23 protein-coding genes are annotated in these 24,959 nt (G+C 65.3%); 11 read left to right on the top strand and 12 right to left on the bottom strand.

The genetic code is table 11. From position 1 onward, the window contains the following. Nucleotides 1-95 precede the first annotated feature (95 nt). From AC54AG_RS18545 to AC54AG_RS18535, 3 genes are read right to left on the bottom strand one after another with little or no spacing between them, the layout of a single operon-like run. Nucleotides 96-1,463 (bottom strand): sigma 54-interacting transcriptional regulator, encoded by a 1,368-nt coding sequence (locus tag AC54AG_RS18545; protein ID WP_034752548.1) that lies wholly within the window; start codon nt 1,461-1,463, stop codon nt 96-98. Beyond that, nucleotides 1,460-2,002: a hypothetical protein gene (locus tag AC54AG_RS18540; protein WP_496631232.1), complete on the bottom strand. Its 543-nt coding sequence runs from the start codon at nt 2,000-2,002 to the stop codon at nt 1,460-1,462. The genes AC54AG_RS18545 and AC54AG_RS18540 overlap by 4 nt, the downstream gene beginning before the upstream one ends. Then, nucleotides 1,999-3,411 (bottom strand): HAMP domain-containing sensor histidine kinase, encoded by a 1,413-nt coding sequence (locus tag AC54AG_RS18535; protein WP_496631231.1) that lies wholly within the window; start codon nt 3,409-3,411, stop codon nt 1,999-2,001. The genes AC54AG_RS18540 and AC54AG_RS18535 overlap by 4 nt, the downstream gene beginning before the upstream one ends. 283 nt (nt 3,412-3,694) lie before the next feature. Between AC54AG_RS18535 and AC54AG_RS18530 the strand changes: the two genes are divergently transcribed. Beyond that, complete coding sequence (locus AC54AG_RS18530) at nt 3,695-6,565, top strand: insulinase family protein (RefSeq protein ID WP_496631230.1); 2,871 nt, start codon at nt 3,695-3,697, stop codon at nt 6,563-6,565. A gap of 60 nt (nt 6,566-6,625) precedes the next feature. Here the strand turns inward: AC54AG_RS18530 and AC54AG_RS18525 are convergent, their stop codons facing one another. Together AC54AG_RS18525 and AC54AG_RS18520 are read right to left on the bottom strand one after the other, a co-directional pair. Next, nucleotides 6,626-7,030, bottom strand: coding sequence for a VOC family protein (locus tag AC54AG_RS18525; protein ID WP_034752558.1), 405 nt, complete (start codon nt 7,028-7,030; stop codon nt 6,626-6,628). A gap of 57 nt (nt 7,031-7,087) precedes the next feature. Continuing rightward, nucleotides 7,088-7,978 carry a helix-turn-helix transcriptional regulator gene (locus tag AC54AG_RS18520; protein WP_496631229.1) on the bottom strand — a complete coding sequence of 297 codons (891 nt, stop codon included), beginning with the start codon at nt 7,976-7,978 and terminating at the stop codon, nt 7,088-7,090. Nucleotides 7,979-8,106: 128 nt separating this feature from the next. On the opposite strand from AC54AG_RS18520, the gene AC54AG_RS18515 reads away from it, so the two are divergent. Together AC54AG_RS18515 and AC54AG_RS18510 are read left to right on the top strand one after the other, a co-directional pair. Continuing rightward, entirely contained in the window at nt 8,107-9,138 is a 1,032-nt protein-coding gene (locus AC54AG_RS18515; RefSeq protein ID WP_496631228.1) for a methyltransferase domain-containing protein, read from the top strand. Between the two features lie 117 nt (nt 9,139-9,255). Then, on the top strand, nt 9,256-10,008 hold the full coding sequence (locus tag AC54AG_RS18510) for an SDR family oxidoreductase (RefSeq protein ID WP_496631227.1): 753 nt from the start codon (nt 9,256-9,258) through the stop codon (nt 10,006-10,008). Here AC54AG_RS18510 and AC54AG_RS18505 read toward each other — a convergent pair. Then, a complete protein-coding gene (locus AC54AG_RS18505) occupies nt 10,005-10,904 on the bottom strand; it encodes a LysR substrate-binding domain-containing protein (RefSeq protein ID WP_034752566.1) in 900 nt (299 codons plus the stop codon). The genes AC54AG_RS18510 and AC54AG_RS18505 overlap by 4 nt on opposite strands. A gap of 112 nt (nt 10,905-11,016) precedes the next feature. Between AC54AG_RS18505 and AC54AG_RS18500 the strand changes: the two genes are divergently transcribed. Then, on the top strand, nt 11,017-12,282 hold the full coding sequence (locus AC54AG_RS18500) for an MFS transporter (protein WP_496631226.1): 1,266 nt from the start codon (nt 11,017-11,019) through the stop codon (nt 12,280-12,282). On the opposite strand, the gene AC54AG_RS18495 is transcribed toward AC54AG_RS18500, so the two are convergent. Next, complete coding sequence (locus AC54AG_RS18495) at nt 12,279-12,938, bottom strand: helix-turn-helix transcriptional regulator (protein ID WP_496631225.1); 660 nt, start codon at nt 12,936-12,938, stop codon at nt 12,279-12,281. The two genes, AC54AG_RS18500 and AC54AG_RS18495, sit on opposite strands and share 4 nt — an antisense overlap. A gap of 123 nt (nt 12,939-13,061) precedes the next feature. Between AC54AG_RS18495 and AC54AG_RS18490 the strand changes: the two genes are divergently transcribed. From AC54AG_RS18490 to AC54AG_RS18470, 5 genes are read left to right on the top strand one after another with little or no spacing between them, the layout of a single operon-like run. Then, complete coding sequence (locus AC54AG_RS18490; RefSeq protein ID WP_496631224.1) at nt 13,062-13,544, top strand: DUF2165 family protein; 483 nt, start codon at nt 13,062-13,064, stop codon at nt 13,542-13,544. Between the two features lie 46 nt (nt 13,545-13,590). Continuing rightward, nucleotides 13,591-14,703 carry an efflux RND transporter periplasmic adaptor subunit gene (locus AC54AG_RS18485; RefSeq protein ID WP_496631223.1) on the top strand — a complete coding sequence of 371 codons (1,113 nt, stop codon included), beginning with the start codon at nt 13,591-13,593 and terminating at the stop codon, nt 14,701-14,703. Nucleotides 14,704-14,718: 15 nt separating this feature from the next. Continuing rightward, nucleotides 14,719-17,811, top strand: a complete 3,093-nt coding sequence (locus AC54AG_RS18480; protein WP_496631222.1) for a MexW/MexI family multidrug efflux RND transporter permease subunit — start codon at nt 14,719-14,721, stop codon at nt 17,809-17,811. Then, the gene (locus AC54AG_RS18475; RefSeq protein WP_496631221.1) at nt 17,808-19,196 is read left to right on the top strand and encodes an efflux transporter outer membrane subunit; all 1,389 of its coding nucleotides are present in this window, start codon (nt 17,808-17,810) and stop codon (nt 19,194-19,196) included. The genes AC54AG_RS18480 and AC54AG_RS18475 overlap by 4 nt, the downstream gene beginning before the upstream one ends. Before the next feature lie 24 nt (nt 19,197-19,220). Beyond that, nucleotides 19,221-19,796 carry a DUF1349 domain-containing protein gene (locus tag AC54AG_RS18470; protein ID WP_331778167.1) on the top strand — a complete coding sequence of 192 codons (576 nt, stop codon included), beginning with the start codon at nt 19,221-19,223 and terminating at the stop codon, nt 19,794-19,796. Between the two features lie 22 nt (nt 19,797-19,818). Here the strand turns inward: AC54AG_RS18470 and AC54AG_RS18465 are convergent, their stop codons facing one another. From AC54AG_RS18465 to AC54AG_RS18445, 5 genes are all read right to left on the bottom strand, one after another. After that, a complete protein-coding gene (locus AC54AG_RS18465; protein WP_034752584.1) occupies nt 19,819-20,235 on the bottom strand; it encodes an Imm44 family immunity protein in 417 nt (138 codons plus the stop codon). 73 nt (nt 20,236-20,308) lie between these two features. Further along, on the bottom strand, nt 20,309-21,205 hold the full coding sequence (locus AC54AG_RS18460; protein WP_496631220.1) for a ZIP family metal transporter: 897 nt from the start codon (nt 21,203-21,205) through the stop codon (nt 20,309-20,311). A 24-nt stretch (nt 21,206-21,229) separates the two neighbouring features. Next, the gene (locus AC54AG_RS18455) at nt 21,230-22,138 is read right to left on the bottom strand and encodes a manganese catalase family protein (RefSeq protein WP_496631219.1); all 909 of its coding nucleotides are present in this window, start codon (nt 22,136-22,138) and stop codon (nt 21,230-21,232) included. Between the two features lie 29 nt (nt 22,139-22,167). Next, nucleotides 22,168-22,524, bottom strand: coding sequence for a hypothetical protein (locus AC54AG_RS18450; protein WP_436482132.1), 357 nt, complete (start codon nt 22,522-22,524; stop codon nt 22,168-22,170). A gap of 119 nt (nt 22,525-22,643) precedes the next feature. Then, entirely contained in the window at nt 22,644-23,111 is a 468-nt protein-coding gene (locus tag AC54AG_RS18445) for a hypothetical protein (RefSeq protein ID WP_496631217.1), read from the bottom strand. Nucleotides 23,112-23,188: 77 nt separating this feature from the next. Between AC54AG_RS18445 and AC54AG_RS18440 the strand changes: the two genes are divergently transcribed. Beyond that, nucleotides 23,189-24,499, top strand: coding sequence for an SDR family oxidoreductase (locus AC54AG_RS18440; RefSeq protein ID WP_496631215.1), 1,311 nt, complete (start codon nt 23,189-23,191; stop codon nt 24,497-24,499). Continuing rightward, the gene (locus AC54AG_RS18435; protein WP_496631213.1) at nt 24,487-24,951 is read left to right on the top strand and encodes a DUF2269 family protein; all 465 of its coding nucleotides are present in this window, start codon (nt 24,487-24,489) and stop codon (nt 24,949-24,951) included. The genes AC54AG_RS18440 and AC54AG_RS18435 overlap by 13 nt, the downstream gene beginning before the upstream one ends. The last annotated feature ends 8 nt before the right edge of the window (nt 24,952-24,959 follow it).

Here is a 24,959-nt window from a genome sequence, read left to right as displayed (position 1 = left end):
AAACGGGGCTTTTTGTCGCCTGACAGCGACAGATTGTGGCAAGACCGTCAATATTTTGCGCCAAGCCCCTGATTTTTAACGCTTTATTTTTGTCGCTATTCAGCGACAGGGTCGCCATCGGCCCGGAACAGGGCCGGCGTCAGCTCGTATTTCTGCAATAAGCGGTAGAACTCCGTGCGGTTGCGGTCGGCCAGGCGGGCGGCATCTGCCACGTTGCCGTCCGTCAAGCGCAGCAACTGAATCAGATAGTCGCGCTCGAAGCGCTGCTTGGCTTCGTTGTAGCTGAGCGCTTCCAGCGACGGCACGCGCAGCGCACGCTGCACCAGCGACAAGGGCACCAGCGGCGCCGTGGCCAGCGCGCACACTTGCTCGACGACATTGACCAGCTGGCGCACATTGCCGGGCCATGGCGCGGCCACCAGGGCAGTCAAGGCATCGGGCGCGAAGCCGTTCAACGGTTTTTGATACTTGGCTGCCAGTTTCTGCAGGAAATGGTTCGCCAGCAGGGCGATGTCTTCGCGGCGCTCGGCCAGCGGCGGCAAGGTCAAGGTCACCACGTTGAGCCGGTAATACAGGTCTTCGCGGAATTGCCCCTCGGCCATCGCCACGTCGAGGTCGCGGTGCGTGGCCGACAGCAAGCGCACGTCCACCGGACGCGTCTGGTCGGCGCCGACGGGGCGCACGGCCCGCTCCTGCAGCACCCTCAGCAGTTTCACCTGCAGCGGCAAGGGCATGTCGCCGATCTCATCCAAAAACAGGGTGCCGCCATCGGCCGCCTGGAACAAGCCTTCGCGGTTGCCGACGGCGCCCGTAAACGATCCCTTCACGTGGCCGAACAGTTCCGATTCCAGCAGCTGCTCGGGAATGGCGCCGCAGTTGACGGCGATAAACGGCGCCTTGGCGCGGCGGCTGGCGTTGTGCAGCGCGCGCGCCAGCAATTCCTTGCCCGTGCCGCTGGGGCCGCGTATCAGGATGCTGGCGTCGGAGCCCGCCACCAGCTTGGCTTCGGCCAGCAGCTCGGCCATCTGCGAACTGCGGCTGATCAGCTCGGCACGCCAGCTCTCGTCGCCGGACGCTTGCGCCGGCATGACGGTGGACAAGTTGATGGCATACGCCACTTTTTCCATCAGCAGCTTGCCGTCGAACGGTTTCGTCAGGTAGGCAAACGCGCCACGCGCCGTCGCGTCGACGGCGTCGGGAATCGTGCCGTGGGCCGTCAGCAGGATGACGGGCAGGGCCGAATGCTGGCGGCGGATTTCATCAAACAGGGCCAGGCCGTCGCGGCCCGGCAATTGCACGTCGGTAATGACCAGGGCCGGCAATTCCACGGCCAGGCGCGCCAGGGCCGCTTCCGCGCTGCCCACGGCCGTCACCCGATAATTGCCCGCCTTGAGGCGGATGGTCAGCAGGCGCAGCAGGTCGGGATCGTCGTCGACCAATAAGATGTGGGCGTGCTCGCTCATTTCGGCGCTCCCGCGGCAGGGCGCACGGACAGGCTGCGCTCGATATTCTTTAACGCTTCGAGTTTTTCATTGAGCAAGTCGATGCGGCGCTGGGCGTCGCGCAACTGCGTGTTGAGCTTGTCGATGCTCTCTTCCTGGCGGCGCAGTTCCGCATACTGGCTGCCCAGCAATTGCGCCAGCGGCGCCAGCAGTTGCGCATCCTTGCCCGTGGCCGTGGCCAGCGGTTCCAGCGAGGCTTGCGCGCGGGCCAGGTCGCCCGGACCGTGCAAGGCCGCTTGCAGCATGGCACGGCGTATGGTGTTGTGCGGCGCATGGTCGGCTTTTGCCAGGTCCAGTTGCGCTTTTACCAGTTCCGACGGCGTCATCAGGCGCAGGGCGCTTTGATACGCGAGCAGTTCGGTCAGCTGGGGATCGGCCACTACCACGACGCGCGGCGGCGTTTGCACGAGCACGGGCGTCTGGACGGGGGGCTTGGCGGCGCAAGCGCCCAACAGCAATACGCAGGCGGCCATGGCGGCCAGGGAAATTCTCGTCATCATAAGGGCAGTTCTATCCGAAAATGCGCGCCGGCGGGGCGCGGTAAAAGAGTGACGCTGCCATCGTGGGCGGCGATATATTCGCGCACGATGGACAGGCCGATGCCATTGCCGTTACGCGCGCCGGCCGCCTGGCGCACTCCCTGGTAAAACGGTTCAAAAATACGCGCGGCATCCTCGGGCGCCACGCCGGCGCCCTCGTCGATGCAGTCGATGCGCACGCGGCCGCCTTTGCAAGACAGGGCAAACCGCACGGTGCCGCCTTCCGGGCTGAAGCGTACGGCATTCGACAGCAAATTGGCCAGGGCCGTCGCCAGCTTGTCGCGGTCGACCTGCACGATCAGGGATACACCCTGCACTTCGACCGTCAAACGGCGCGCCAGCCATTGCAGGCGCTGCCCGGCCACCACATCTTGCAGCAAGACCAGCAAATCGACCTTGCTGTGCGCCAAGTGCTGGGCGTCAAAAGCGGCGGTATTGTAGCGCAGCAAGTCCTCGATTTGCGTTTGCAGGGACGCCGTGTTTTGCTGCAGGATGCCGGCGATTTCGCGCTGGCTATCGCTGAGCTTGCCCGCCACCTCGTCTTCCAGCAAGGCCACGCCTTCGCGCAGGGCCGCCAGCGGGGTCTTCAGTTCATGCGAAATGTGGCGCAGAAAACGTTCCTTGTCGGCATCGAGGTCGGCCAGGCGCTGGCGCAGCCAGTCCAGCTGCTGGCCCAGGCGGCGCGTGTCGGCCGGGCCGCCGACGACGATGGGCTGGTCGTAGCGCTTGTCACCGAGGCGCTCGATGGCCGTCTCGATGCGGCGCAGCGGACGCGACAGCAGGAAGCCGAAGCAGGTGGCCAGCACGGCCGCCAGCAGCACGGCGCCGCCGACCAGCACGCCCAGCAGGCGGCGCTGGCGTTCCAGCTCGGCCAGCAGGGCGTCGTTGCGGCTGCCGATTTCCGTCTTGCTTTCGCGCGCCAGGCTGTCATTGATCTGCGTCATGCGGGCAAACGCGCGGTACACGACGGCGTGGCCATCGCGCTTGCGGCGCTTGCCTGCCTGTAAAACTTCCCAGGCCGATTGCGCCTGCACCGTCCATTCGTCGGCCAGCTGGGGAGCGAACTCGGGCGTGGCACGGTTCAGCACTTGCAGCGCCGCCGTCGCTTCGTCGCGGGCCGCCGCGAAGCGCTCGCGGAACACGGGGTCGTCGAGCACGAGGAATTGGCGCGCGCTGCGCTCCATGGCCAGGGTGCGCTCGGACAGGCGCTGCGACTGTTCCGTCAGGGCAATCGCCTGCGCCGCCGTCTCACGCCCCAGCCGCGCCAGGTGTTCGAGGGTCAGCAGGGCTTGCACGGAGGTGGCCGTCAAAATGCCCGTCGTCAAAATGAAGGCGGCAAATAACAGTTGGCGAAAGGAAAGTCGGGACAAGGTAGGCGCCTTCGGTTCAGTCTGGAATGCAAAAGGCGCATGGTACGCTAAGCCTCCATTGCGGGGCGCCAGCTGTCAAAAATAGCCGATTTGGCAACCTTGTTGCTTTTGCGTCCCACAAGCAAGCGTCGGCGGCGGCGCGCAGATACTCCTAGTACAATAGGGAAAAACTTCATACAGGCATCAAAGTGGCCGCCGGCCCTGGCATTGCGCCACTTTGCCCCCACATGTGATGCAGCCCCACCGACACTCCGAATCACCTACCGCAGAGATCCCATACCGCATGAGCACATTTGAAAAAGTCAGCAGCAACTTCATTCCAGTCTTGCAGGCAACCATCGAGCAATATGTCGAGCCAGCAACGGGCATGCGCCATATCCACATGCATACCGAGCAGGCTGAGATGGTGTTCCTGGTGGCCTTTCCCACTGTGCCGGAAGTGAGCGACGGACGCGCCCACATTCTCGAACACCTGGCCTTGTGCGGCTCGTCGCGCTACCCGGTGCGCGACCCGTTCTTCTCGATGCTGCGCCGCTCGACGGCCACGTTCATGAATGCGATGACCTATGCGGACCGCACCGTGTACCCGTTCGCCAGCACCGACCGCAAGGATTTCTTCAACCTGCTCGACGTCTACCTGGACGCGGCCTTCTTCCCGAACCTCGATTACCTGAATTTCCGGCAGGAAGGCTGGCGCCATGCGTTCGAAGGCGACAAGCTCGTGTACCAGGGCATCGTCTTCAATGAAATGAAGGGCGCTTTCAACAGCCCCATGCGCGCGCTCGACAGCGGCATCGCCAGCGCCTTGCTCAAGGGCACGACGTATGAAGTGGAATCGGGCGGCGACCCGCTCGACATCCCCGAGCTGACACATGACATGCTGAAAGCATTCCACGCCAGCCACTATCATCCGTCGCAAGCCGTGATCATGACCGCCGGCAATATCGAAGCGTCGGCCGTGCAGGAACAAGTCGCCGAGCGCGTGTTGTCCAAGCTCAGCGGTTTCTCCGAACGCCGCCTGCCGCAGCTGGCGCCCGCATGGACGGCGCCACAGGAAAATATCGTCAAGATTCCGTCGCAGGAAGCGCGCGACGATGAGTTCGGCCTGCAATTCGCCTGGCTGATGGGTGAGTCGAGCGACCCCATCGCCTACTACCACGCACATCTGCTGTCGCACGGCTTGCTCGGCGAATCGTCGGCGCCCGTCATGCGGGCCATGGAATCGGCCGGCTATGGCCGCCCATCGGACATGAATGGCCGCGACGCGGGCATCCGCCAGATGGTGTTCCACATCGGCATGGAAGGGTTGACCAAAGAACAGATCGCCGATGCGCACCAGCGCATCTGGACGGCCCTGGAAGAGACGGCGGAAGAGGGCATTCCCGCCGCCGTGCTGCACGCCGCCTTGCGCGACATCAAGTACAGCCAGCGCGAAATCAGCAGCGGCCGCATGCCTTACGGCCTGGGCCGCTTGCTGCACGCCTTGCCGCTGGCCATGTATGGCGGCGACGTGATGGACGCGTTCGACAATGCGGCCATCCTGGAAACCCTGGAACAGCAGATCGAGGATCCGGAATTCTTCAAACAGCTGGTGCGCGAGCTGATCGCCAATCCGACCCGCCTGACGACGCACGTGGTGCCCGACAGCGCCTACTTCACGGACCGCGCCGCCCAGGAAGACGCCAAGCTGGCGGCCCTGCAAGCGACGCTGACGGATGCCGAGCGCGAGCACATCGTGGCCGAGTCCGCCGCGCTGGAAGCACATCAGCAACTGCCATCGAATTCCGAAGTCTTGCCGCGCATCCGCCCTGGCGACGTCAGCGCCTTGCCGCGTCCGGCCTTGCCGATTCCGGCCGCCGTCGACGGCGCCGTGGCGTTCAGCATTGCTTCCAACGGCATCAGCTATGCCAACGTGCTGTACGACGTGTCGAGCCTGCCGGAAGCGTCGTGGCCATGGCTGCGTTTGTACACGGACCTGGCGCCGGAACTGGGCGTGGGCGACATGTCGTTCGACGACGCCAGCGCCTGGCGCCAGAGCATGGTGCCCTCGTTCCACATCGGCCTGGAAGCCATTCCCCGTCCGCAACAAGCGATGCGCGTGGAACTGTCGTTCTCGGCCAGCGGCTTGCGCGAAGAACACGCGGCGATTGCCGCCGTGCTGTCGGCCTGGATCGCCAAGCCCCGCTTCGATGAAGAAGAGCGCCTGGCTTTCCTGATCGAAAGCCTGGTGCAAGACAAACTCTCCAGCCTGGCCGAGTCCGGCAACCGCTACGCCATGCTGGCCTCGGCAGCTCCCCTGTCGCCCACGCGCCGCTTCGACGACATCGTCGGCGGCCCAGCCGCCTTGCCGTTCTACCGCCGTTTGCAGCAGCTGAGCAAAACGTTGGCAGGCTTGCAGGAAATCGCGCGCGAACTCGACACCTTGCACGCGCACATCATCGCCCAGCAGCCAACCGTGCTGTGCGCCGGCCTGGAACAGGATGGCATCACCCTGGCGCGTTTGCTGGAATTGCCGGCAGCGAGCACAGATGCCATCGCACCGGCGGAAACCGTCGCACCTGCCGCTTTGCCGCTGGCCAACACGGCCCTGCATGCGACAAGCCAGATCAACCATTGCTTCGTTTCCTGGGCCGTGCCGGGCGTGCACAATCCGGACGCTTCGGCCCTGGCCGTCGCCGCCGAACTGATGACCAACCAGGTGCTGCATACGGCCCTGCGCGAAAAAGGCGGCGCGTATGGCGGCAGCGCCAGCTATGCGGCCGGCGCCGGCACGTTTACATTGAGTTCCTACCGCGATCCGCGCCTGGCCGGCACGTTCGCCGACTTCGGCACGACGCTCGATCAAATCCTCGACGGCGATTTCTCGCAAGAACAAGTGGAAGAAGCCATCATCTGCGTCATCAAGGGCCTCGACAAGCCGCATTCGCCGTACGCGGAAGCGCTGACGGCGTGGAACATGCAGCAGCGTGGCACGACGGAAGCCGTGCGCCAGCAGTTCCGCACCGGCGTGCTCAATTGCACCCTGGCGCAGATCAAGGAAGTCACGCGCACCTGGCTGAAAAACGGCCAACCGAGCCGCGCCGCGTTTGCGGGCAATACGACGCAAGACCTGGCCGGGCTGGAAGTGGTCGATTTGCTGGCGCTGGCTTCTTAAGCTGGGCAGGCGGATCGTGTCGGATTACGCGGCGTGCCGCCGCTAATCCGACCTACGATGCTATTGGGGGACAGAATTAGGTTCCATATACATCAATTCCCACTGATGCCCATCGGGATCCTGGAAACTATGCCCATACATGAAGCCGAAATCCATCGGCTCCTTGTAGATGCTGCCGCCCGCCTGGACGGCCTTCGCCACCAGCTCATCGACTTCACCGCGGCTCTCTGCCGACAAACACACGAGCACTTCCGTCGCCACCTTGGTGTCGCACAGCTGCTTGGGCGTAAATTGCTTGAATTTTTCGTGCGTCAACAGCATGACGAAAATGTCGTCGGCGACGATCATGCACGTCGCCGTTTCATCCGTGAAATGGGCATTGAAACTGAAGCCCAGCGCCGTGAAAAACGCGACGGAGCGTTCCAGCGACTGGACGGGCAGATTGACAAAGATTTTGCGGGCCATCATGTCTCCTTGTGGGTCGTATGAATATGTGCTGCTCGCCGATTCTACACCGGCTATTCAGCCCTTCGCGCGCGCCACGGTCTTCGGCGCGTAGCCGAAATAGCGGCTGAAGGCGGCGCTGAAATTGGCCGGGTGGCGATAGCCGGTTTGCCAGCCAGCCTGCGCCACCTGGCAACCATTTTCCAGCAGTAATTTTGCCCGCTGCATGCGCAGCGCCAGCAGGGTGCGTTGCGGGCTGTCGTTGTAGCGGTAGCGCCATCCCTGCTTGAGCTTGAACAAGCTCAGCCCCGCTTGCGCGCACAGGTAATCGAGCGTCAGTTCCTGCGCCATCTGTTCCTGCATCAGCGCGTGGACGCGTTCCAGTCTGGCGATATCGGTCTCGGACCAGCGCGGCACGGCAAAGGGCACCGGCCGCAGTGCCCGCAGTTGCTCCGCCAGCAGGCTGAGCACGCCGATATGCACGGCCAGCGGGTCCGTCGCGCGCAGCAGCGAGCGCGCGTGCAGGGCACAGGCTGCCGTCGTGGCCGTATGCGCCAGCTGGCGCGCGCCGCCGTCGGGCGGCAAGGACGCCAGGCCTTCCGGCCAGTAGCGCGCCAGCGCCTCTTCCCCCACCAGCACGCGCAATTGCGCCGCCCGCTGATTCGCCTCGAAACGGCGCTCGCCACTCGTGTGGCGAAACGCCGTCACCGTCGTATGGCCGCCCCGGAAACGCAATGATTCGCCATCGCGCGTGACGTAGGCGGACGCGCCTTCCAGGCCGATGGTGATCACCATGCCGCCCCCGTCGTCATGCTTCGATTGCTCGACGAGCGCCAGCCGCGGGCGGTAATCGGAATGCACGAGCAGCAAGCCCTGGTCGACCTGACGCTGGTCGGCGCGGCATTCGCCCATCCCCGGGTCCAGCTGGCGCCGCGTCCAGCCTGCCGCTTCCCTGTCCTGTTCCCTCATCGCTCCTCCCTGTCCTTGCGCGCCGTCGCGCATACGAAATGCGCCGTGCCGCATACAAACGCAAATGATAATTATTCTCATTGTTGCATAAAATAGCTTCCATGCCCATCTCGCCGAAAGGAAGCGCCATGCCGTTCACGTCGCAACACACTTTGCAACCGTACTGGGACCTGGCCGTCGCGCCCGTGCAGGCGGACGGGCTGGCCGCCGCCCTGGAACTGGGCATTTTCGATGTGCTGGCCACACCGCACACACCGGCGCAGCTGGCCGACACCCTGTCGCTGCATGCGCCGCACACGGCGCTGCTGCTGGAACTGCTCTGGAGCATGCAGGTGCTGGAGCGCGACGGGGCCGACGCAGATGCCCAGCGCTACCGCTGCACGGCCGCCACCTTGCAGTATTTCTGCCGCAACTCCGTGGCCTTTTGCGGCGACGCCTGGCTGTACCGGCTGCATGCGCTGCGCCACTTCGCCACGCAGCTCAGTACGCTGGTGCGCGACGGCGGCAAAGCAGCGCCGTACAGCACGGCCAATGGCATCAACTGGGCCGCCGCCGCGCAGCAGCAAATTGGCCAGGAACAACGCGCCGTCACCATGCGCGCGGCCCTGTCCGTGATGCAGCGCATCGCCCCGTTTGCGGACGACAACACGCCCTTGCGCCTGCTCGACGTGGGCGGCGGGCCGGGCTGGGTTGCCATTGCGCTGGCGCAAGCCCATGCGGGCTTGCACGGTTGCGTTTTCGACTGGCCGGAAACGGTGGCTGTGGCGGCCGCCAACATTGCCCATGCGCAACTATCCAACCGCCTGGAAACGGTCGGTGGCGACCTGGGCTGCGACGATATCGGCAGCGGCTACGACCTGATCTGGTGCTCGTCCGTGCTGCATTTCGTGCCCGACATGGCGGGCGCCCTGCGCAAGATGCAGGCGGCGTTAAAACCCGGTGGCGTACTCGTCTGCGTGCAGGCGGAAATCGCCCCGGCGCCTAGCGATGCGGCGCGCGTGCTGCCGTACTACTTGCCGATGCGCATGCTGGGCCGCACGGTGACACGGCATGGTGAATTGGCGCAGCTGCTGCGCGACACGGGCTGGAAGCAAGTGGAGCAATACGACGCCAGCGATTTTCCTATGGCGCCCGTGCAAGTGCTGATTGCTCGCGCCTAACAATTACCATTTAGTAATTATCTTTTTTATAGCAAAAAAGGATGCAAATGCGCTAAGCTGTGGCAGCATTGATCGATGTCATCCGCAGCACTCCGCTGCCTCCACAGGGAATCCATCATGAGTCTACATATCGCAGGGAAAGTCGTTGTCATCACCGGCGCCAGCAGCGGCCTGGGCGAAGCCACGGCGCGCCATCTGGCTGCGCTGGGCGCTTCTGTCGTGCTCGGTGCGCGCCGCATGGACTTGCTCACCACCATCGCCGAGGAAATCACGGCGGCCGGTGGTCAGGCCGCCATCGCCCAGACCGACGTCACGGTGCCTGCCGACGTCAAGAATCTGATCGACACGGCCCTGGCCGTGTTCGGCAAGGTCGACGTGCTGATCAACAATGCGGGCCTGATGGCCATCGCACCGATGAGCGCCTTGCAAGTCGACGAGTGGAACAACATGATCGATATCAACATCAAAGGCGTGTTGAATGGCATCGCCGCCGTGCTGCCGTATTTCCAGGCGCAAAACAGCGGCCACTTCATCAATATCTCGTCGGTGGCGGGACAAAAAGTCTTCAGTCCGGGCGGCACCGTCTACAGCGGCACCAAGTTTGCCGTCAGCGCCATTTCGGAAGGCTTGCGCCATGAGCTGGCGGCCAGCGGCGGCACCATCCGCACCACCACCATCTTGCCGGGCGCCGTGGACACGCCATTGAGCGAGGGCAGCAGCCACGCCGAGAGCGCCAAGGCCGTCAAGGAGTTCTACGAGATTGCCATCCCCGCCGCTTCGGTGGCGCGCGCCATCGCGTATGCGATCGAGCAGCCGGACGACGTGAGCATCAATGAAATCGTGCTGCGCCCGACGGCGCAGTCGTTCTAAGCCGCGTCTTGCTGCAGCGACTCGATGATCAGGTCCGCCAGCCGCTCGACGGGCGGCCTGCTCACTTGTGACGCACGCAGCAGTTCCAGCGACAGCGGGGGCAGGGCGGGCAAGCCGGCCGCCACGTGATCGAGCGCGCATACGGAAGACGGCAAGCCCAGGCCCGTGCGCACCGTCACGCCCAGCCCCGCTGCTGCGGCCGCCCACAGTCCGGCCAGGCTGGGACTGGTAAACGCCGTGCGCCAGGCGATGCCGGCCCGGTCCAGCGCCTGCGTGGCGCAGCGCTGGAACAGGCATTCGCGGTCGAACGCAATGAGCGGCAAGGGCTCGCCCGACTCGGGCCGCCAGGCCAGGCTGGACGAGGCGATCCAGCGCATGGCCGGTTCGGCGATATGCTGGCGCTGCTGCGGCGGATACTCGGCCACGTCGGCGATGCACGCGCCGCCCCACAGCAGGGCCAGGTCCAGCTGCCCCATGGCAAGCCCTTCCATCAAGGCCGTGTTGCGCGCCACGTGCGCCTCGATCCGCACTTTCGGATGCGCGCGGGCAAAACGTCCCAGCACGTCGGGCAGCAAGGCTTCGCCAAAATCCTCCTGCAAGCCCAGCCTGATCCACCCTTCCAGTTCCGCGCCGCGCAAGGCGACGGCCGCCTCGTCGTTGAGTTCCAGCAGGCGGCGCGCATAACCGAGCAAGACTTCGCCGGCCGGCGTCAACGCCAGTCCCCGTCCATCCTTGCGAAACAGGGGCATGCCCGCCTGCTCCTCGAGTTTTTTCAGCTGCGCGCTGACGGCCGAGGTGGAACGCCCCACCTTGTCCGCCGCGCGGGCAAAGCTGCCCAGCTCGATGCCAGCCACATAGCTGCGCAGAAAGGCGATGTCGAAATTAAGCAAGCTCATGGCATCAATACAATCGTCCGGTTTTATGGGATGGTTTAACGTAAATTATCTGATATTCAGAATGATCGTACTGCGCAACACTGTCAGGGTCAACCACTTTCCTGTCCTTGCCATGAGCACCAATTGCCAAGCTGTTCCTGTTCCTGTCCCCGTCACCACGCCCGCCTTGGGCGATGCACACCGCTGGAAAGTGCTGGCCGTCGGCGTGGCGGCCAATGCCAGCTTTTCCGCCGCCGCCAATGGCATGCCGACCACAGCCATCTGGCTGCGCAGCGGCTATCACCTGAGCAATACGGAACTGGGGGTGGCGCTGGGCGCCATGGGTCTGGGCGTGGCCCTGACCGAATTGCCGTGGGGCATGGCCACCGACCGCTGGGGCGACCGCCCCGTGCTGCTGACCGGCTTGCTGGGCACCATGCTGGCCTTGCTGACCTTGCTGTTGTGGATCACGCCCGCTGACGGCGCCGTGCCGCCCCTGTGGGCGCTGGCGGCCGGGCTGGCGCTGGTGGGCGTGCTGGGCGGCAGCGTGAATGGCGCCAGTGGCCGCGCCGTGATGCGCTGGTTCGGCGCCGGCGAACGGGGTTTCGCCATGAGCATCCGCCAGACGGCCGTGCCGTTCGGCGGCGGCCTCGGCGCCCTCGTCCTGCCCAGCCTGGCTTCACGCTATGGCTTCATGCCCGTGTTTGGCGCCCTGGCCCTCGTATGCGGCCTGTCGGCGTTTTTTACGTGGCGCTGGATGCATGAGCCCGATTTCTCTGCCGAGGCCGCCACGGGGCCGCACAACGCTTCCACGGGGCTGATTGCGGTCCAGCCTGCGCCGCCCCTGCAGAATCGTAAAGTCTGGCGCATGGTGGCCGCCATCGGCTTGCTGTGCGTGCCGCAGTTTGCCGTGCTCAGCTATGCCACCGTGTTCCTGCACGACCATGGCCACCTGGGCCTGGCGGGAATCACGGCCGTGATGGTGGCCTTGCAAGTGGGCGCCATGGTGATGCGCATCTGGAGCGGACGCCACACGGACCGCCACGCGAACCGGCCCGCCTACCTGCGCGGCTCGGCCCTGGTGGCGCTGGCCACGTTCATGCTGCTGGGCATGGCCGCCGCGTGCGATGCGCCGGGCTGGGTCTTGATGAGCGCCGTGGTGCTGGCCGGCATCGCCGTGTCCGCCTGGCATGGCGTGGCCTACACGGAGCTGGCCACGGAAGCGGGCGGCGCCAACGCGGGCACGGCGCTGGGCATGGCAAACACGGCCGTCTACGTGGGCTTGTTCCTCACGCCAATTGCCATCCCGCATTTGCTGGCGGCCAGCAACTGGCCCGTCGTGTGGTGGCTGGCGGGGCTGGTGGCGCTGCTGGCCCGCCCGCTGTTTCCGAAAGCCTAGGGCAGCGCCCGGATCCGGTACACGCAGCGCATGGCATTGGCCAGCACGTGCTGCTCGCGCACGATGCTGGCGTTCGGTCCCACCACTTCCTGGAACAGCTGCAATTCGGAGCGGCAAAAGCCCTGGCAGGTGCGCGCGGCGGCGCAGATGGGGCAGTGGTCTTCGATCAGCAGCCAGTCGTCGCCGTCCGCCTCCACGCGCGCCATATAACCCTCTTCGTCGCGCACGGCCGCCAGTTGCCGCAGCCGCGTGGACAAGTCCGGCGCCGAGCACGCCTGCGCATACGCGCCGCGGCTTTCCTCTTCGCGCTGCGTGATGAGTTTATCCAGGCCCGCCTCGCCGAACAGCTGGCGCACGGAACCGATCAGCTTGATCGTCAACTGCGCATGCGTGTCGGGAAAGCGCGCATTGCCCGCTTCCGTCAAGACCCAGTTCTGGCGCGGCCGGCCGGCGCCCGCTTGCGCTTCCTGCCGTCCTTCAATCAAGCCCGCCGCCACCAGCTTTTGCACTTGCTGGCGCGCCGCCTCGCCCGTCATGTCCAGGGTCTTGGCCAGGATCGCCGTGGAGACGGGTCCCTTGGTCTTGATGAAATACAGGATGCGCTCCGTCGTTTGCGGCGCCTCGCTATTATCCAAACGTTTACTTGTGTAATTCATTTCGCTCAACTATCATGGGGCCAGTTAACCAACTAATTGCTTGCATAATAGGCCGGTAGCTCCCCGCTGTCGAGGAGTTTCCACGTCCGCATGCCAGCAAGACACTCTTTGGACGGGAATCCCATGCAGCTGCAGCACTCGATCTGGCTGTTTCACGCCATCCTCGCTACCGGCCTGGCCACCTGGCTGACCCTGGCCGCCATCAACAACCTGCACGCCTTCCACGGCTCTGTCTGGGCCATCGGCAACACCATGCGCATGGACCCGCTGCGCCAGGACCCGACCATCCAGACGCCGCTGCTGCGCCGTGCGCTCACGTCCTTGACCTTGCACCGGCTGTCGCTGGGCGTGGTGCTGACCTTGCAACTGCTGGCCGCCATCGCCGCCTGGACGGGCGTGGCGCTATTTGCCGGAGGCGGCCTGACCGCTGCCTTGCCCTGGCTGAACCTGGCCCTGTGCGCCATGGCCGCCTTTTTGCTGCTGATGCACCTGGGCGGCCTGTGGTTCGGCTACTGGATCGCACAGGAAGGCTTGCAGACGACGCACCTGGTGCTGCTGCTGTGGACCATCGGCCTGTTCTTTCTTTTCAACGCGCAGCGGACCTGATCAGCCTCCGCTGCGCCTCTTCTTCCCAGTTGTAAAGGACTTCATCATGAATACGAAAATCGTCGGCGCCTGCGCGCTGGCCATCGCCCTGGCCGTCGCGGGCGCCGTACTGTATCCGCGCGCTGAATCACAAGCCGCTGCGCATGCGGCCGATGCCGCCGCCTACCCCGCCACCAAGGTGGCGCTGGTGCCCGTCCTGCTGGGCACGCAGGAGCGCTTTTTTGCGGGCGTGGGTGAACTGGAAGCGGCGCGCCAGGTGCAGGTGGCGGCCGAAACGGGCGGGCGCATCACGCAGATCCGCTTCGCATCGGGGCAAAGCGTGGTGGCCGGCGCCGTGCTGGTCCAGCTCAATGATGCGCCGGAACAGGCGGCCCTGCTGCGCCAGCGCGCGCAGCTGAAGAATGCGGAAAGCAGCCATGCGCGCACCGCGCAGATGGTCAAGGAAAAGGCGGCCACGCAGGAACAGCTCGATAGTGCGCTGGCCGCGCGCGATGCGGCGCTGGGCGACATGCGCCAGACGGAGGCGCTGATCGCGCAAAAGACCATCCGCGCGCCGTTCGCCGGGCAGCTGGGTATCCGCAAGGTCCACGCGGGCCAGTACCTGAACGCGGCCGATACGGTGGCCAGCCTGATCGACACGAAGTCGCTGATGGTGAACTTCGCGCTCGATGAACAGAGCAGCGCGAAGCTGGCGCCGGGCCAGGCCGTGCAAGTGCTGGTGGACGCCTATCCCGGTGACATCTTCACGGCCAAAATCAACGCCATCGATCCGCTGATCGCCCGTTCGCGCATGGTGCAGGTGCAAGCGGCGCTCGCCAATCCGCGCGGCGCGCTCAAGGCGGGAATGTACGCGAACGTGCGCGTGGCGCGCGAGGCGGGCCAGCAGCTGACGGTACCGGAAACGGCCGTGACCTACAGCGCGTATGGCGACACGGTCTTTGTCGCGCAGCAGGAGGGAAAACAGCCGCTCACCGTCAAGCGCGTGGGCGTGAAACTGGGCGAGCGGGCAGGGGGCCGGATCGCCATCCTCGACGGCTTGCGCGAGGGCCAGCGCGTGGTCGCTTCGGGCCAGCTGAAACTGGCCGATGGCATGGCCGTGCAAGCGGTCGCCAATACCCTGGACGAAGTAAAACGCGCCGCGCCCAAAGCCGGCTCGTAAAGGAAAGACATCACCATGAAATTTACCGATTTATTCGTACGCCGCCCCGTGCTGGCGCTGGTGATCAGCACCTTGATACTGATGCTGGGCGTGATCGCCATCCTGCAGCTGCCGATCCGTCAATACCCGATGCTCGAATCGTCGACCATCACGGTGAAAACCACGTATCCGGGCGCTTCGGCGGAACTGATGCAGGGCTTTGTCACGCAGCCGATCGCGCAAGCCGTATCGTCGGTGGAAGGCATCGATTACCTCACTTCGTCGTCGGTGCAGGGCAGCAGCACGGTGACCGTGCGCATGGAACTGAACCGCGATTCCACGCAGGCGTTGACGGAAGTGATGGCCAAGGTCAACCAGGTGCGCTACAAGCTGCCCGAAGGCGCTTTTGACCCCGTCATCGAGCGCTCGGCCGGCGATTCCTCGGCCGTCGCCTATGTCGGCTTTGCCAGCGAGAGCGTGTCCGCGCCCGCGCTGACGGATTACCTGGCGCGCGTCGTGCAACCGATGTTCGCCACCATCGACGGGGTGGCCAAGGTCGACGTGTATGGCGGCCAGCAACTGGCCATGCGTTTGTGGATCGACCCGGCGAAACTGGCGGCGCGCGGATTGACGGCGGCCGACGTGGCCGACGCCGTGCGGCGCAATAACTACCAGGCGGCGCCCGGCAAAGTCAAAGGACAATTCGTCGTCTCGAACATCAGCGTCAACACGGATCTGACCAGCGTGGCGGAGTTCCGCGACATGGTCATACGCAAGGGCGGCGATGACAGCGCGTCGCTCGTGCGTCTGAAAGACGTGGGCACGGTGGAACTGGGCGCGGCGGCCACGGAGACGAGCGGCATCATGGATGGCGTGCCGGCCGTGTACCTGGGCCTGTCGCCCACACCGGGCGGCAACCCTTTGGTGATCGTCGACGGCATCAAAAAACTGCTGCCCGAAATCCAGAAAACCCTGCCACCGGGCGTGAAAGTCGAACTGGCGTTCGAGACGGCGCGCTTCATCCAGTCGTCCATCGACGAGGTGGCGCATACCCTGCTCGAAGCACTGCTGATCGTCGTCATCGTCATCTACCTGTGCATGGGTTCCTTGCGCTCCGTGCTGATACCCGTCGTGACGATCCCGTTGTCGATGCTGGGCGCGGCGGCGCTGATGCTGGCCTTCGGCTTCAGCATCAATTTATTGACCCTGCTGGCCATGGTGCTGGCCGTGGGCCTGGTGGTCGATGATGCCATCGTCGTGGTGGAAAACGTCCATAGGCATATCGAGGAAGGCAAGACGCCCGTGGCGGCCGCCCTCGTCGGCGCGCGCGAAGTGGCCGGCCCCGTGATCGCCATGACGATCACCCTGGCCGCCGTGTATGCGCCGATCGGCATGATGGGGGGACTCACGGGTGCGCTGTTCAAGGAATTCGCGCTCACGCTGGCCGGCGCCGTGGTGGTGTCGGGCGTGGTGGCCTTGACCTTGTCGCCCGTGATGAGCTCCCTGCTGCTGCAGCCCAAACAATCGGAAGGGCGCATGGCACGCGCCGCCGAGCATTTCTTCGAAGGCTTGACCAGCCGCTATGCGCGCCTGCTGGACCGCTCGCTGCACCACCGCTGGCTCAGTGCCGGTTTCGCCGCGCTGGTGATGGTCAGTTTGCCGTTTTTATACCTGCTGCCGCAGCGCGAACTGGCGCCGGCGGAAGACCAGGCCAGCGTACTGACGGCGATCAAGGCGCCGCAACACGCCAACCTCGATTACGTCGAGCGCTTTTCCTACAAGCTCGATGCCATCTACAAAAATATCCCGGAAACGGACTCGCGCTGGATCATCAATGGCGGTGAGGGCCCGGCATCGAGCATCGGCGGCATCAACCTGACGCCGTGGGCCGAACGTTCGCGCAACGCGGCCGTCATCCAGGCCGAATTGCAGCATGCCGTGGGCGACGTGGAAGGCACGAGCATCTTCGCCTTCCAGCTGGCGCCCTTGCCGGGATCGAGCGGCGGCTTGCCCGTGCAGATGGTACTGCGCAGCGCGCAGGATTACGCCACCCTGTTCCACACCATGGAAGACGTCAAGCAGCGCGCGCGCGACAGCGGCCTGTTCGCCGTCGTCGACAGCGACCTCGATTACAACAACCCGGTGGTCAAAGTGCGCGTGGATCGTTCAAAAGCCAACAGCCTGGGCATCCGCATGCAGGATATCGGCGAGTCGCTGGCCGTGCTGGTGGGTGAAAATTACCTGAACCGCTTCGGCATGGATGGCCGCGCGTATGACGTCATCGCGCAAAGCCCGCGCGAACAGCGGCTCACGGCGCAAGCCCTGACGCAGCAGTACGTGCGCGCCGACGATGGCAGCCTGCTGCCCCTGTCCGCCGTTGTCTCGGTGACGGAACAGATCGAGCCGAACATGCTGACGCAATTCAACCAGCAAAATGCGGCCACCTTCCAAGGCGTGCCAGCGCCGGGCGTGACCCTCGGCGACGCCGTCGCCTTCCTCGATGGCGTGGCCAAGACCCTGCCGCCGGGCTTCAGCTACGACTGGCAATCGGACGCGCGCCAGTTCGCCACGGAAGGCAATGCGCTGCTGCTGGCCTTTTTGGCCGCCGTCGTCGTGATCTACCTGGTGCTGGCGGCGCAGTATGAAAGCCTGACGGACCCGTTAATCATTTTGATTACGGTGCCGCTGTCGATCTGCGGCGCGCTGATTCCGCTGGCCCTGGGCTACGCCACCGTCAACATCTACACACAGATCGGTCTCGTGACCCTGATCGGCTTGATCAGCAAACACGGCATCCTGATGGTGGAATTTGCCAACGAATTGCAGGTGCATGAACGGCTCGACCGCATCACGGCCATCCGCAAGGCGGCGCAGATCCGCTTGCGCCCGATTTTGATGACGACGGCCGCCATGGTGGTGGGCCTGGTGCCGCTGCTGTTCGCCTCGGGCGCGGGCGCCAACAGCCGCTTCGGCCTCGGTGTGGTGATCGTCTCGGGCATGTTGATCGGCACCTTCTTTACCCTGTTCGTGCTGCCCACCGTGTACACCTTTCTGGCCCGCCGCCACACGGCCGACCATGCCACGCCGCGTGCGCGCGATTTGTCGCAGGCGCTGAAGGAATCCCCATGAAACATTACCGTTATCTTATCGCCCTTTTCCCCGTGCTGGCCGGCTGCGCCGTCAGCCCCGCCTATGTCACGCCGGGCACGCCCGCCATCCATTTGGCCAGTCCGCAGCAAGCGCTATTCGCACCCGGCGCGAGCGCCGTCAGCGAGGCCGCCTGGTGGACGTTTTTCGACGATGCGCGCCTGTCGCGGCTGATCGCCAGCGCGCTCGAACACAACCTCGATATCGCCCAGGCGCAAGCGAATCTGCTGGCCGCGCGTGCCGTTTTCGACGAACGCCGGCTCGATGAACTGCCCACCGTCACGGGCCAGGCAGGATGGCAGCGCGCAGTCAAGCAGGACACGCCAGACAGCCGCGCCGCCAGCGCCAGCACGCGCATAGGGTTCGACGCGCAATGGGAGATCGACCTGTTCGGCCGCCTCGGGCACATGAGCCGTTCGGCGCAGGCCCGCGCCGACGCGGCGCAGGCGGACTTGCGGCAGGTGCGGCTGACGATCGCCGCCGAAGTGGCCCGCAATTACTATGAGGCGCTGGGCTACCAGCAAAACCTGGCGCTGACGCAGGCGCAGGTGCAAAGCTGGCGCGATACGGTGGCATTGACCGATGCGCGCATCCGCGCCGGCAGCGGCTTGCCGGAAGAGCGCCACAATGCGCTGGCCAACCTGGCGCGCAGCGAAGCGATGCTGCCGCCCTTGCAAGCGGGTTTACTCCAGGCGCAGTACCGGCTCGACGTGTTGAGCGGTCAAACCCCGGGGGCCATCGCGCTGGCCACCACGCCGCGGCAACAGGCGCCGCTGGCGGGCCAGCTGCCGCTCGGCGACGTGAACCGCCTGATCAAGCAGCGTCCCGACGTGGTGCGCGCCGAACGCCTGCTGGCCGCCTCCAGCGAAGACGTGGGGGCCGCCACGGCCGACCTGTATCCGCGCCTGAGCCTGGGCGGTTTCCTCGGCTTTTTTGCGCTGCGCGGCAGCGGTGTATTCGACGGCGGCGCGCGCGCGTTCGAGGTGACGCCATCGGTCAGCTATCCGGCCTTCCGCCTGGGCAGCGTCAAGGCACGCTTGCGCGGCACGCAGGCAGAAGCGCAGGGCGCGCTGGCGCGCTATGAGCAGACGATGTTATTGGCGCAGGAAGACGTGGAAAACGCCGTCACGCAACTGGCGGAAAACCAGACGCGATTGGCGTCCCTGCTGCAGTCGGCGCGCCATGGCAACGCGGCCCTCGGCATCGCCAGCACGCGCTATCACGGTGGTTCCGGCAGCTACCAGGCCGTGCTGGAAAACCAGCGCGCCTTGTACGATATCCGGCGCGAAGCGCTGCTGGCGGAAACGGCGTCCTACATCGATGCGATTGCCCTGTACAAGGCGCTGGGATGGGGGCAAACTATGTAGTATTTTCGATCAAAAGGAGAGACGATGTTCACGCAAGGCAGCTGGCTCAATGCACCGGAAAACTGGTCCGCCGACGGCGCGCAATTGCGCGTGACGACGGACGCCAACACGGATTTCTGGCGCAAGACCTCGTATGGTTTTATCCGCGACAGCGGCCACTTTTTCGGCACCGGCATCGAGGGCGATTTCACGGCGCAGCTGCATGTGTCGGCGCAGTACGCAGCGCTGTACGACCAGGCGGGCCTGATGGTGCGCATCGATGCGGAAAACTGGATCAAGTGCGGCGTCGAATTTTCCGACGGTCAGCTCTTGTTGAGCACCGTGCTGACGGTCGATACATCCGATTGGGCCGTCAGCCTGGCGCCCGCCATGCCGGACGGTTTCTGGCTGCGCGTGACGGTGGAAAAAGGCGCCATCCGCGTGCAGTATTCGACCGATGGCAAGCTGTGGCCGCTGCTGCGCCTGGCGCCGTTTCCCGTGGCATCGCGCTACCTCGTCGGCCCCATGTGCTGCACGCCGGAACGCGCTGGACTTGAAGTCGTGTTTTCGCAGTTTTCCACCGGCCCGGCGCTGCAAAAAGACTTGCACGATCTAAGTTGAGTGGCCGTGTGTGCGTGGTGGATCAGGCGGCGGAATCGAGCCACTGATTCTCGACACACCATTGCCGCACGTCGGCGGTCAATTGTGCTGAAACCGGCTGGAGTCCCGGGAGTTTTTTCTCGTATTTCCGGATGCTGGCTGCAAAAAAAGTGAAGAAAGCGGCGCCGATCAATTTGCGTTGCCCCGGCGTGTCTTTTTTCACCGGCACGAAGTCTTCTTCGTCCATGGCGATATCGAGGCCGAACATATTGTCGCTGGCGTAGTAACGGCAAAATGTTTTTCTCTGCAAGTCTTTCGGCACGCAGCGCAGGCACACAAACAATTCCCAGTCGAGGGCAGGATATTTTTCTTCCATCAAGGGACCAAGCTGCCGCAGTTCATGACCAATGTCAAAGACCTTGGTCCAGCTTGGCGAGTCCGATGTCGTGTCTATGCGCATCTTTGTTTTCTCCGAGTGCAAGAAGCCCATGATACGCACATCGACCTCCCGGCAGCGCACACGCACAGTGCCATCAGCTCAAGGCCGTATCGAGCACCATCATCAGGAGAAAACCGAACACCAGCGCGATACTGGAAAAACCGCCATTGCCGCTGCGCTGCGCCTCGGGAATGGCGTCGTGCACGATGACGAACAGCATGGCGCCGGCGGCGGCCGCCAGTCCCCACGGCAGCAGGGCGGACGAGAGGCCGATCAGGGCCAGGCCCGCCAGCGCCGCCACGGGTTCAACCAGTCCGGAGGCGGCGCCCATGGCCACCGACAGACGCCGGCTGTAGCCCACGCTGCGCAGCGCCAGCGCCACGACCAGGCCTTCGGGCACGTCCTGGATAGCGATGCCGGCCGCCAGCGCATTGGCGCGTTCCAACTCCACGCCGGCATAGCCGACGCCGATCGCCAGTCCCTCGGGCAGGTTGTGCAAGGTGACGGCCAACACAAAAATCCACACTCTTTTCAGGCTGCTGGCGGCGACGGGCGCGCCGTGCTGCACGCGTTCGCGCACCACCAGGTTGAGCGCCACGATCAGCAGCATGCCCAGTCCCATGGCAAAGGCCACCAGCAGGCTGGCGTCCATGGGCGTTGCCACGCGCTGCCTGGCCGCCGCCAGCGCCGGCAGCACCAGTGAAAACGCGGTGGCCGCCAGCATCACGCCGGCTCCAAAACCGAGGAAGCAGTCGTAGTTGCGCTGCGAAAATTTGTGCGACAGCAGCACCGGCACGGTCCCCAACGCCGTGGCGGCTGCCGCCATGCTGCCGCCGATCAGGGCCGGCTCCAGATGGGCATGGCGCAGCGCCAGCTCGGTCGTCAGCGCGTACAGCAACCACAGCGCGCCACCGCCGCACAAGGCAAAGCCCAGTGCCTGGGGCCAGGACCAGTGTCTGGCCAGGGCCTGCAGCGCGCGCGGCGTGTTCACGCTGGCGGTACCCAGCCTGCCGCGCTACAAGGGCATGGACGAGGTGCCGCCATCGCGCCCGTTGGGCCGCATGCCCAGTTCCGCGCCCGTCAGCGGGTCGGCATCGGGATTCGATGCCGTGCGCGCGGCCATCTGCTGCACGGTGGCCAGTTCATCCTGCGGCAATTTCACTTCCGCTTCGCCCGTGCCGCCATCGACGGCCATCTGCTGGCGCGGGTCGGAAATGTACTGCCACTTGCCGCCCTGGTTCCACGGTCCCCGTTCCTCGCCCGGCCCCTGCGACATATTGAAATACACGTCCGCGTACTGCGGGTCGCCCGGCAGTTTGCCCGGCGGGAAATTGGGCTCGATCGAATACAGGGCTTTTTCAAACGACTTCTGGTGCGCCACTTCGCGCGTCATCAGGAAACCCAGCGCTTCCTTCACGCCCGGGTCGTCCGTCAGGTTGATCAGGCGCTCGTAGACGATCTTGGCGCGCGCCTCGGCGGCGATATTCGAGCGCAGGTCGGCCGTCGGTTCGCCGATGGTGTCGATGTAGGCGGCCGACCACGGCACGCCGGCCGAGTTGACCAGCGGTGCGCCGCCGCCGTACAGCACCTGGGTCACGTGGCTGTCGTTGCCCGCGCCCGTGATATTGCGGTACAGCTCCGCCGCCTGGTCGACGCCCTCGGCCAGCCGCCCCTTGGCGCCCTTGTTGAGCATGACGACGATATTGCCGATCACTTCCAGGTGGCTCAGTTCTTCCGTGGCGATATCGAACAGCATGTCCTTGCGGCCCGGATCGTCCTCCGACAAGGCTTGCGTGAAGTAGCGGCAGGCGGCCGCCAATTCGCCCTGCGGGCCGCCGAATTGTTCCAGCATCAGGTTGGCCAGCCCGGGATTGGGCTGCTCCACCCTGACCGTGTATTGCAGTCGCTTGTTGTGTGCAAACATGGGGTTCTCCTCGTTCGCAGCACGCCGGCCTACTCGTGCTGATTCAGTGATCTGTGGATGTCCTTCGACTCGTTGCGGCCCGGCCGGTCGTCAGCCAGCTTGCCCGCTTCGCTTTGCGGCCGCTGCGCCGCGCCCTTGACGTGGGCATTGCCATCGGGCTGCGTCAGGGTGGGCAGGTTTTCCTGCTCCACCGGGTCGGGCCCGCCCTGCGGCGTGATGACGTCATTGGCCCAGTGGCCGCTGTTGGCATTGCCGCTGGCCAGCTTGCCGCCGCCCTGGTTCGCATACGCATCGCCCTTGGCCTTATCGGCATCGGTCTTGTCCATGCGCGTGTTGCGCCCCTGGTCGGCGGGATGCTGCGGGGTGTTGCCGTGTTCGTCCTGCATGCGCTTCTCCTCGGTTGGTGGATGAAGTTCCATGCTACTGGCGCGCAGCGGCCGGCAAGATAGGCGCGCGGCGGGCCGGCGTGTAGGAAAGTGACTCGCGAAACGCCGCGCGCAGCGCCTCAGCGCCGCCGCAGCCACAGCGCGCCGGCGGCCAGGCCGATGCCGAAGGCGCCGTACACCAGCAGCAGCGAGGGCCGCGACAGCCGCATCTCGTAGCCGGGCTGCAAACGGTGCGGCGTCAGCTGGTAATCCGTGAAACAGGCCACGGCCGTGGCGCCAGCCGCCGCCGCGACGGTGGACGCCACGCGGCGCCGGTCGAGGATGCGCGCCGCATAGCGCTCGAACAGCACGCCCCAGAACATGGCGCTGCAATGGTGGATGACATAGCCGACCAGGGTGTGCCTGAGCGAGGCATCGTTGCGGCGCGCCGCCTCGTCGCCCCACAGCCAGTGGCTGACGGCGCTGACGGCAGCGAACACGCTGCCCGTTTCGCGCCGCCCGCACAGGGCCAGGGCGGCGGCGGACAAAAGGGAGGCAAGGCTGCCCGACAGGGCGCCATGACGCAGGGTGGCAGGCAAGGATGGCATGGTGGTCTCCTATGGTGAATGCGGCAATGAACTGAAACGCAAAAGACGAATCCAACTCCCATCAGGAAAGGGCATCGATGCGCATACTGCTGACGGGGGCGAGCGGTTTCATTGGAACGCATGTTTCGACCGCGCTGCTGGCCGAAGGTTTCCAGCTCGCGTGCACGACACGCCACGCGCCGCCCCACGCACGCAGCGGCAAGGAGCCGCGCGTGCGCCTGATCGAGGCCGATTTTGCGCGCGACACGGCCAAGGCCGCTTGGCTGCCGCGCCTGGACGGTATCGATGTCGTCATCAACTGCGTCGGCATCATCGCCGAGCATGGCACGCAGACGTTTGCGGCCCTGCACACGCGGGCGCCGCGCGCCCTGTTCGCCGCCTGCGCCGAGAGCGAGGTGCAGCTGGTGATACAGCTGTCTGCCCTGGGCGCCGACGAAGGCGCCGTCTCGCCCTACCATCTGAGCAAGAAGGCGGCCGACGATTTTCTCGCCAGCCTGCCGCTGCGCGCCGTCATCGTGCAGCCTTCGCTCGTGTATGGCGACGATGGCGAAAGCGCGCGCCTGTTCCGCATGCTGGCCAGCCTGCCCGTGTATCCCCGCTTCGGCCGCGCGCCGCAGCCGGTGCAACCGGTGCACGTGGACGACTTAAGCGACCTGATCGTCGCGCTGGTGCGCGGCGCGGGCGCGCTGGGCGGCCAGAAGACGCGCCGCGTGCCCGTCGTGGGGCCGCAGGCGCTGCCGTTTGCGGCCTACCTGGCGGCCCTGCGCGCGGCCATGGGGCTGGGACGCCTGCGCGTCATGCCGCTGCCCCGGTGGCTGATGCCGCCCGTGCTGCTGCTGGCCAGGCTGCTGGGCTTTGCCATGCCGGACCGCGCCACCCTGGGCATGCTCGAACGGGGCAATACAGCCGATGCGGGGCTCACGCGGCGTTTGCTGGGGCGCGCGCCGCGGCCCGTGGCGCAGTTCATCAGCGACGCGCGCGGCGCGGCCGTGCGCGCCCAGCTGGACTGGCTGCTGCCCGTGCTGCGCCTGTCGATTGCCATCGTATGGATCGCCACGGCCATCGTCTCGTCCGGCATCTATCCAGTCGAAGACAGCTATGACCTGCTCGAACGCAGCGGCGTGCCGCCAGCCTGGGCACCACCGCTGCTGGCCGGCGCCTGCCTGTTCGACCTGCTGCTGGGCATGGCCACCCTGGCGCTGCGCCCGCCGTGGCGGCGCTGGCTATGGCCGCTGCAAGCCGCGCTCATCGTGTTCTATACCGTCTGGATCGCCGTATTCCTGCCGGAATTCCTCTGGCACCCCTACGGTCCCCTGACGAAAAACCTGCCCATGCTGGCGGCCCTGTGGCTGCTGTACCAACTGGAGGAACATCCATGGAATACCTGATCGTCAAATGGCTGCACATCGTCTCGTCGACCCTGCTGTTCGGCACCGGCATCGGCTCGGCCTTCTACCTGCTGTTCACGAGCCTGAGCCGCGACGTGCGCGCCATCGCCGTCGTCAGCCGCCACGTGGTGCGCGCCGACTGGCTGTTTACGGCCACCACGGTGGTGTTCCAGCCCCTGAGCGGCTTTTACCTGGCCCATCTGGCCGGTTATCCCTTGGGCAGCCGCTGGATCGTCTGGTCCGTGGTGCTGTACCTGGTGGCGGGCGGCTGCTGGCTGCCCGTCGTGTGGCTGCAGATGCGCATGCGCGACATGGCGCAGGCCAGCGCGCGCGACGGGCTAGCCTTGCCGGCGCTGTACTGGCGCTACCTGCGCATCTGGACGGCACTGGGCGTGCCCGCCTTCTTCGCCCTCATCGTCGTGTTTTACCTGATGACGGCCAAGCCGGCTTGAACACGCAT

The organism is Janthinobacterium sp. BCJ23 (assembly GCF_059617945.1).
Note: the sequence above shows the minus strand (reverse complement) of the source record. Positions and strands in the feature narration are given on the sequence as shown.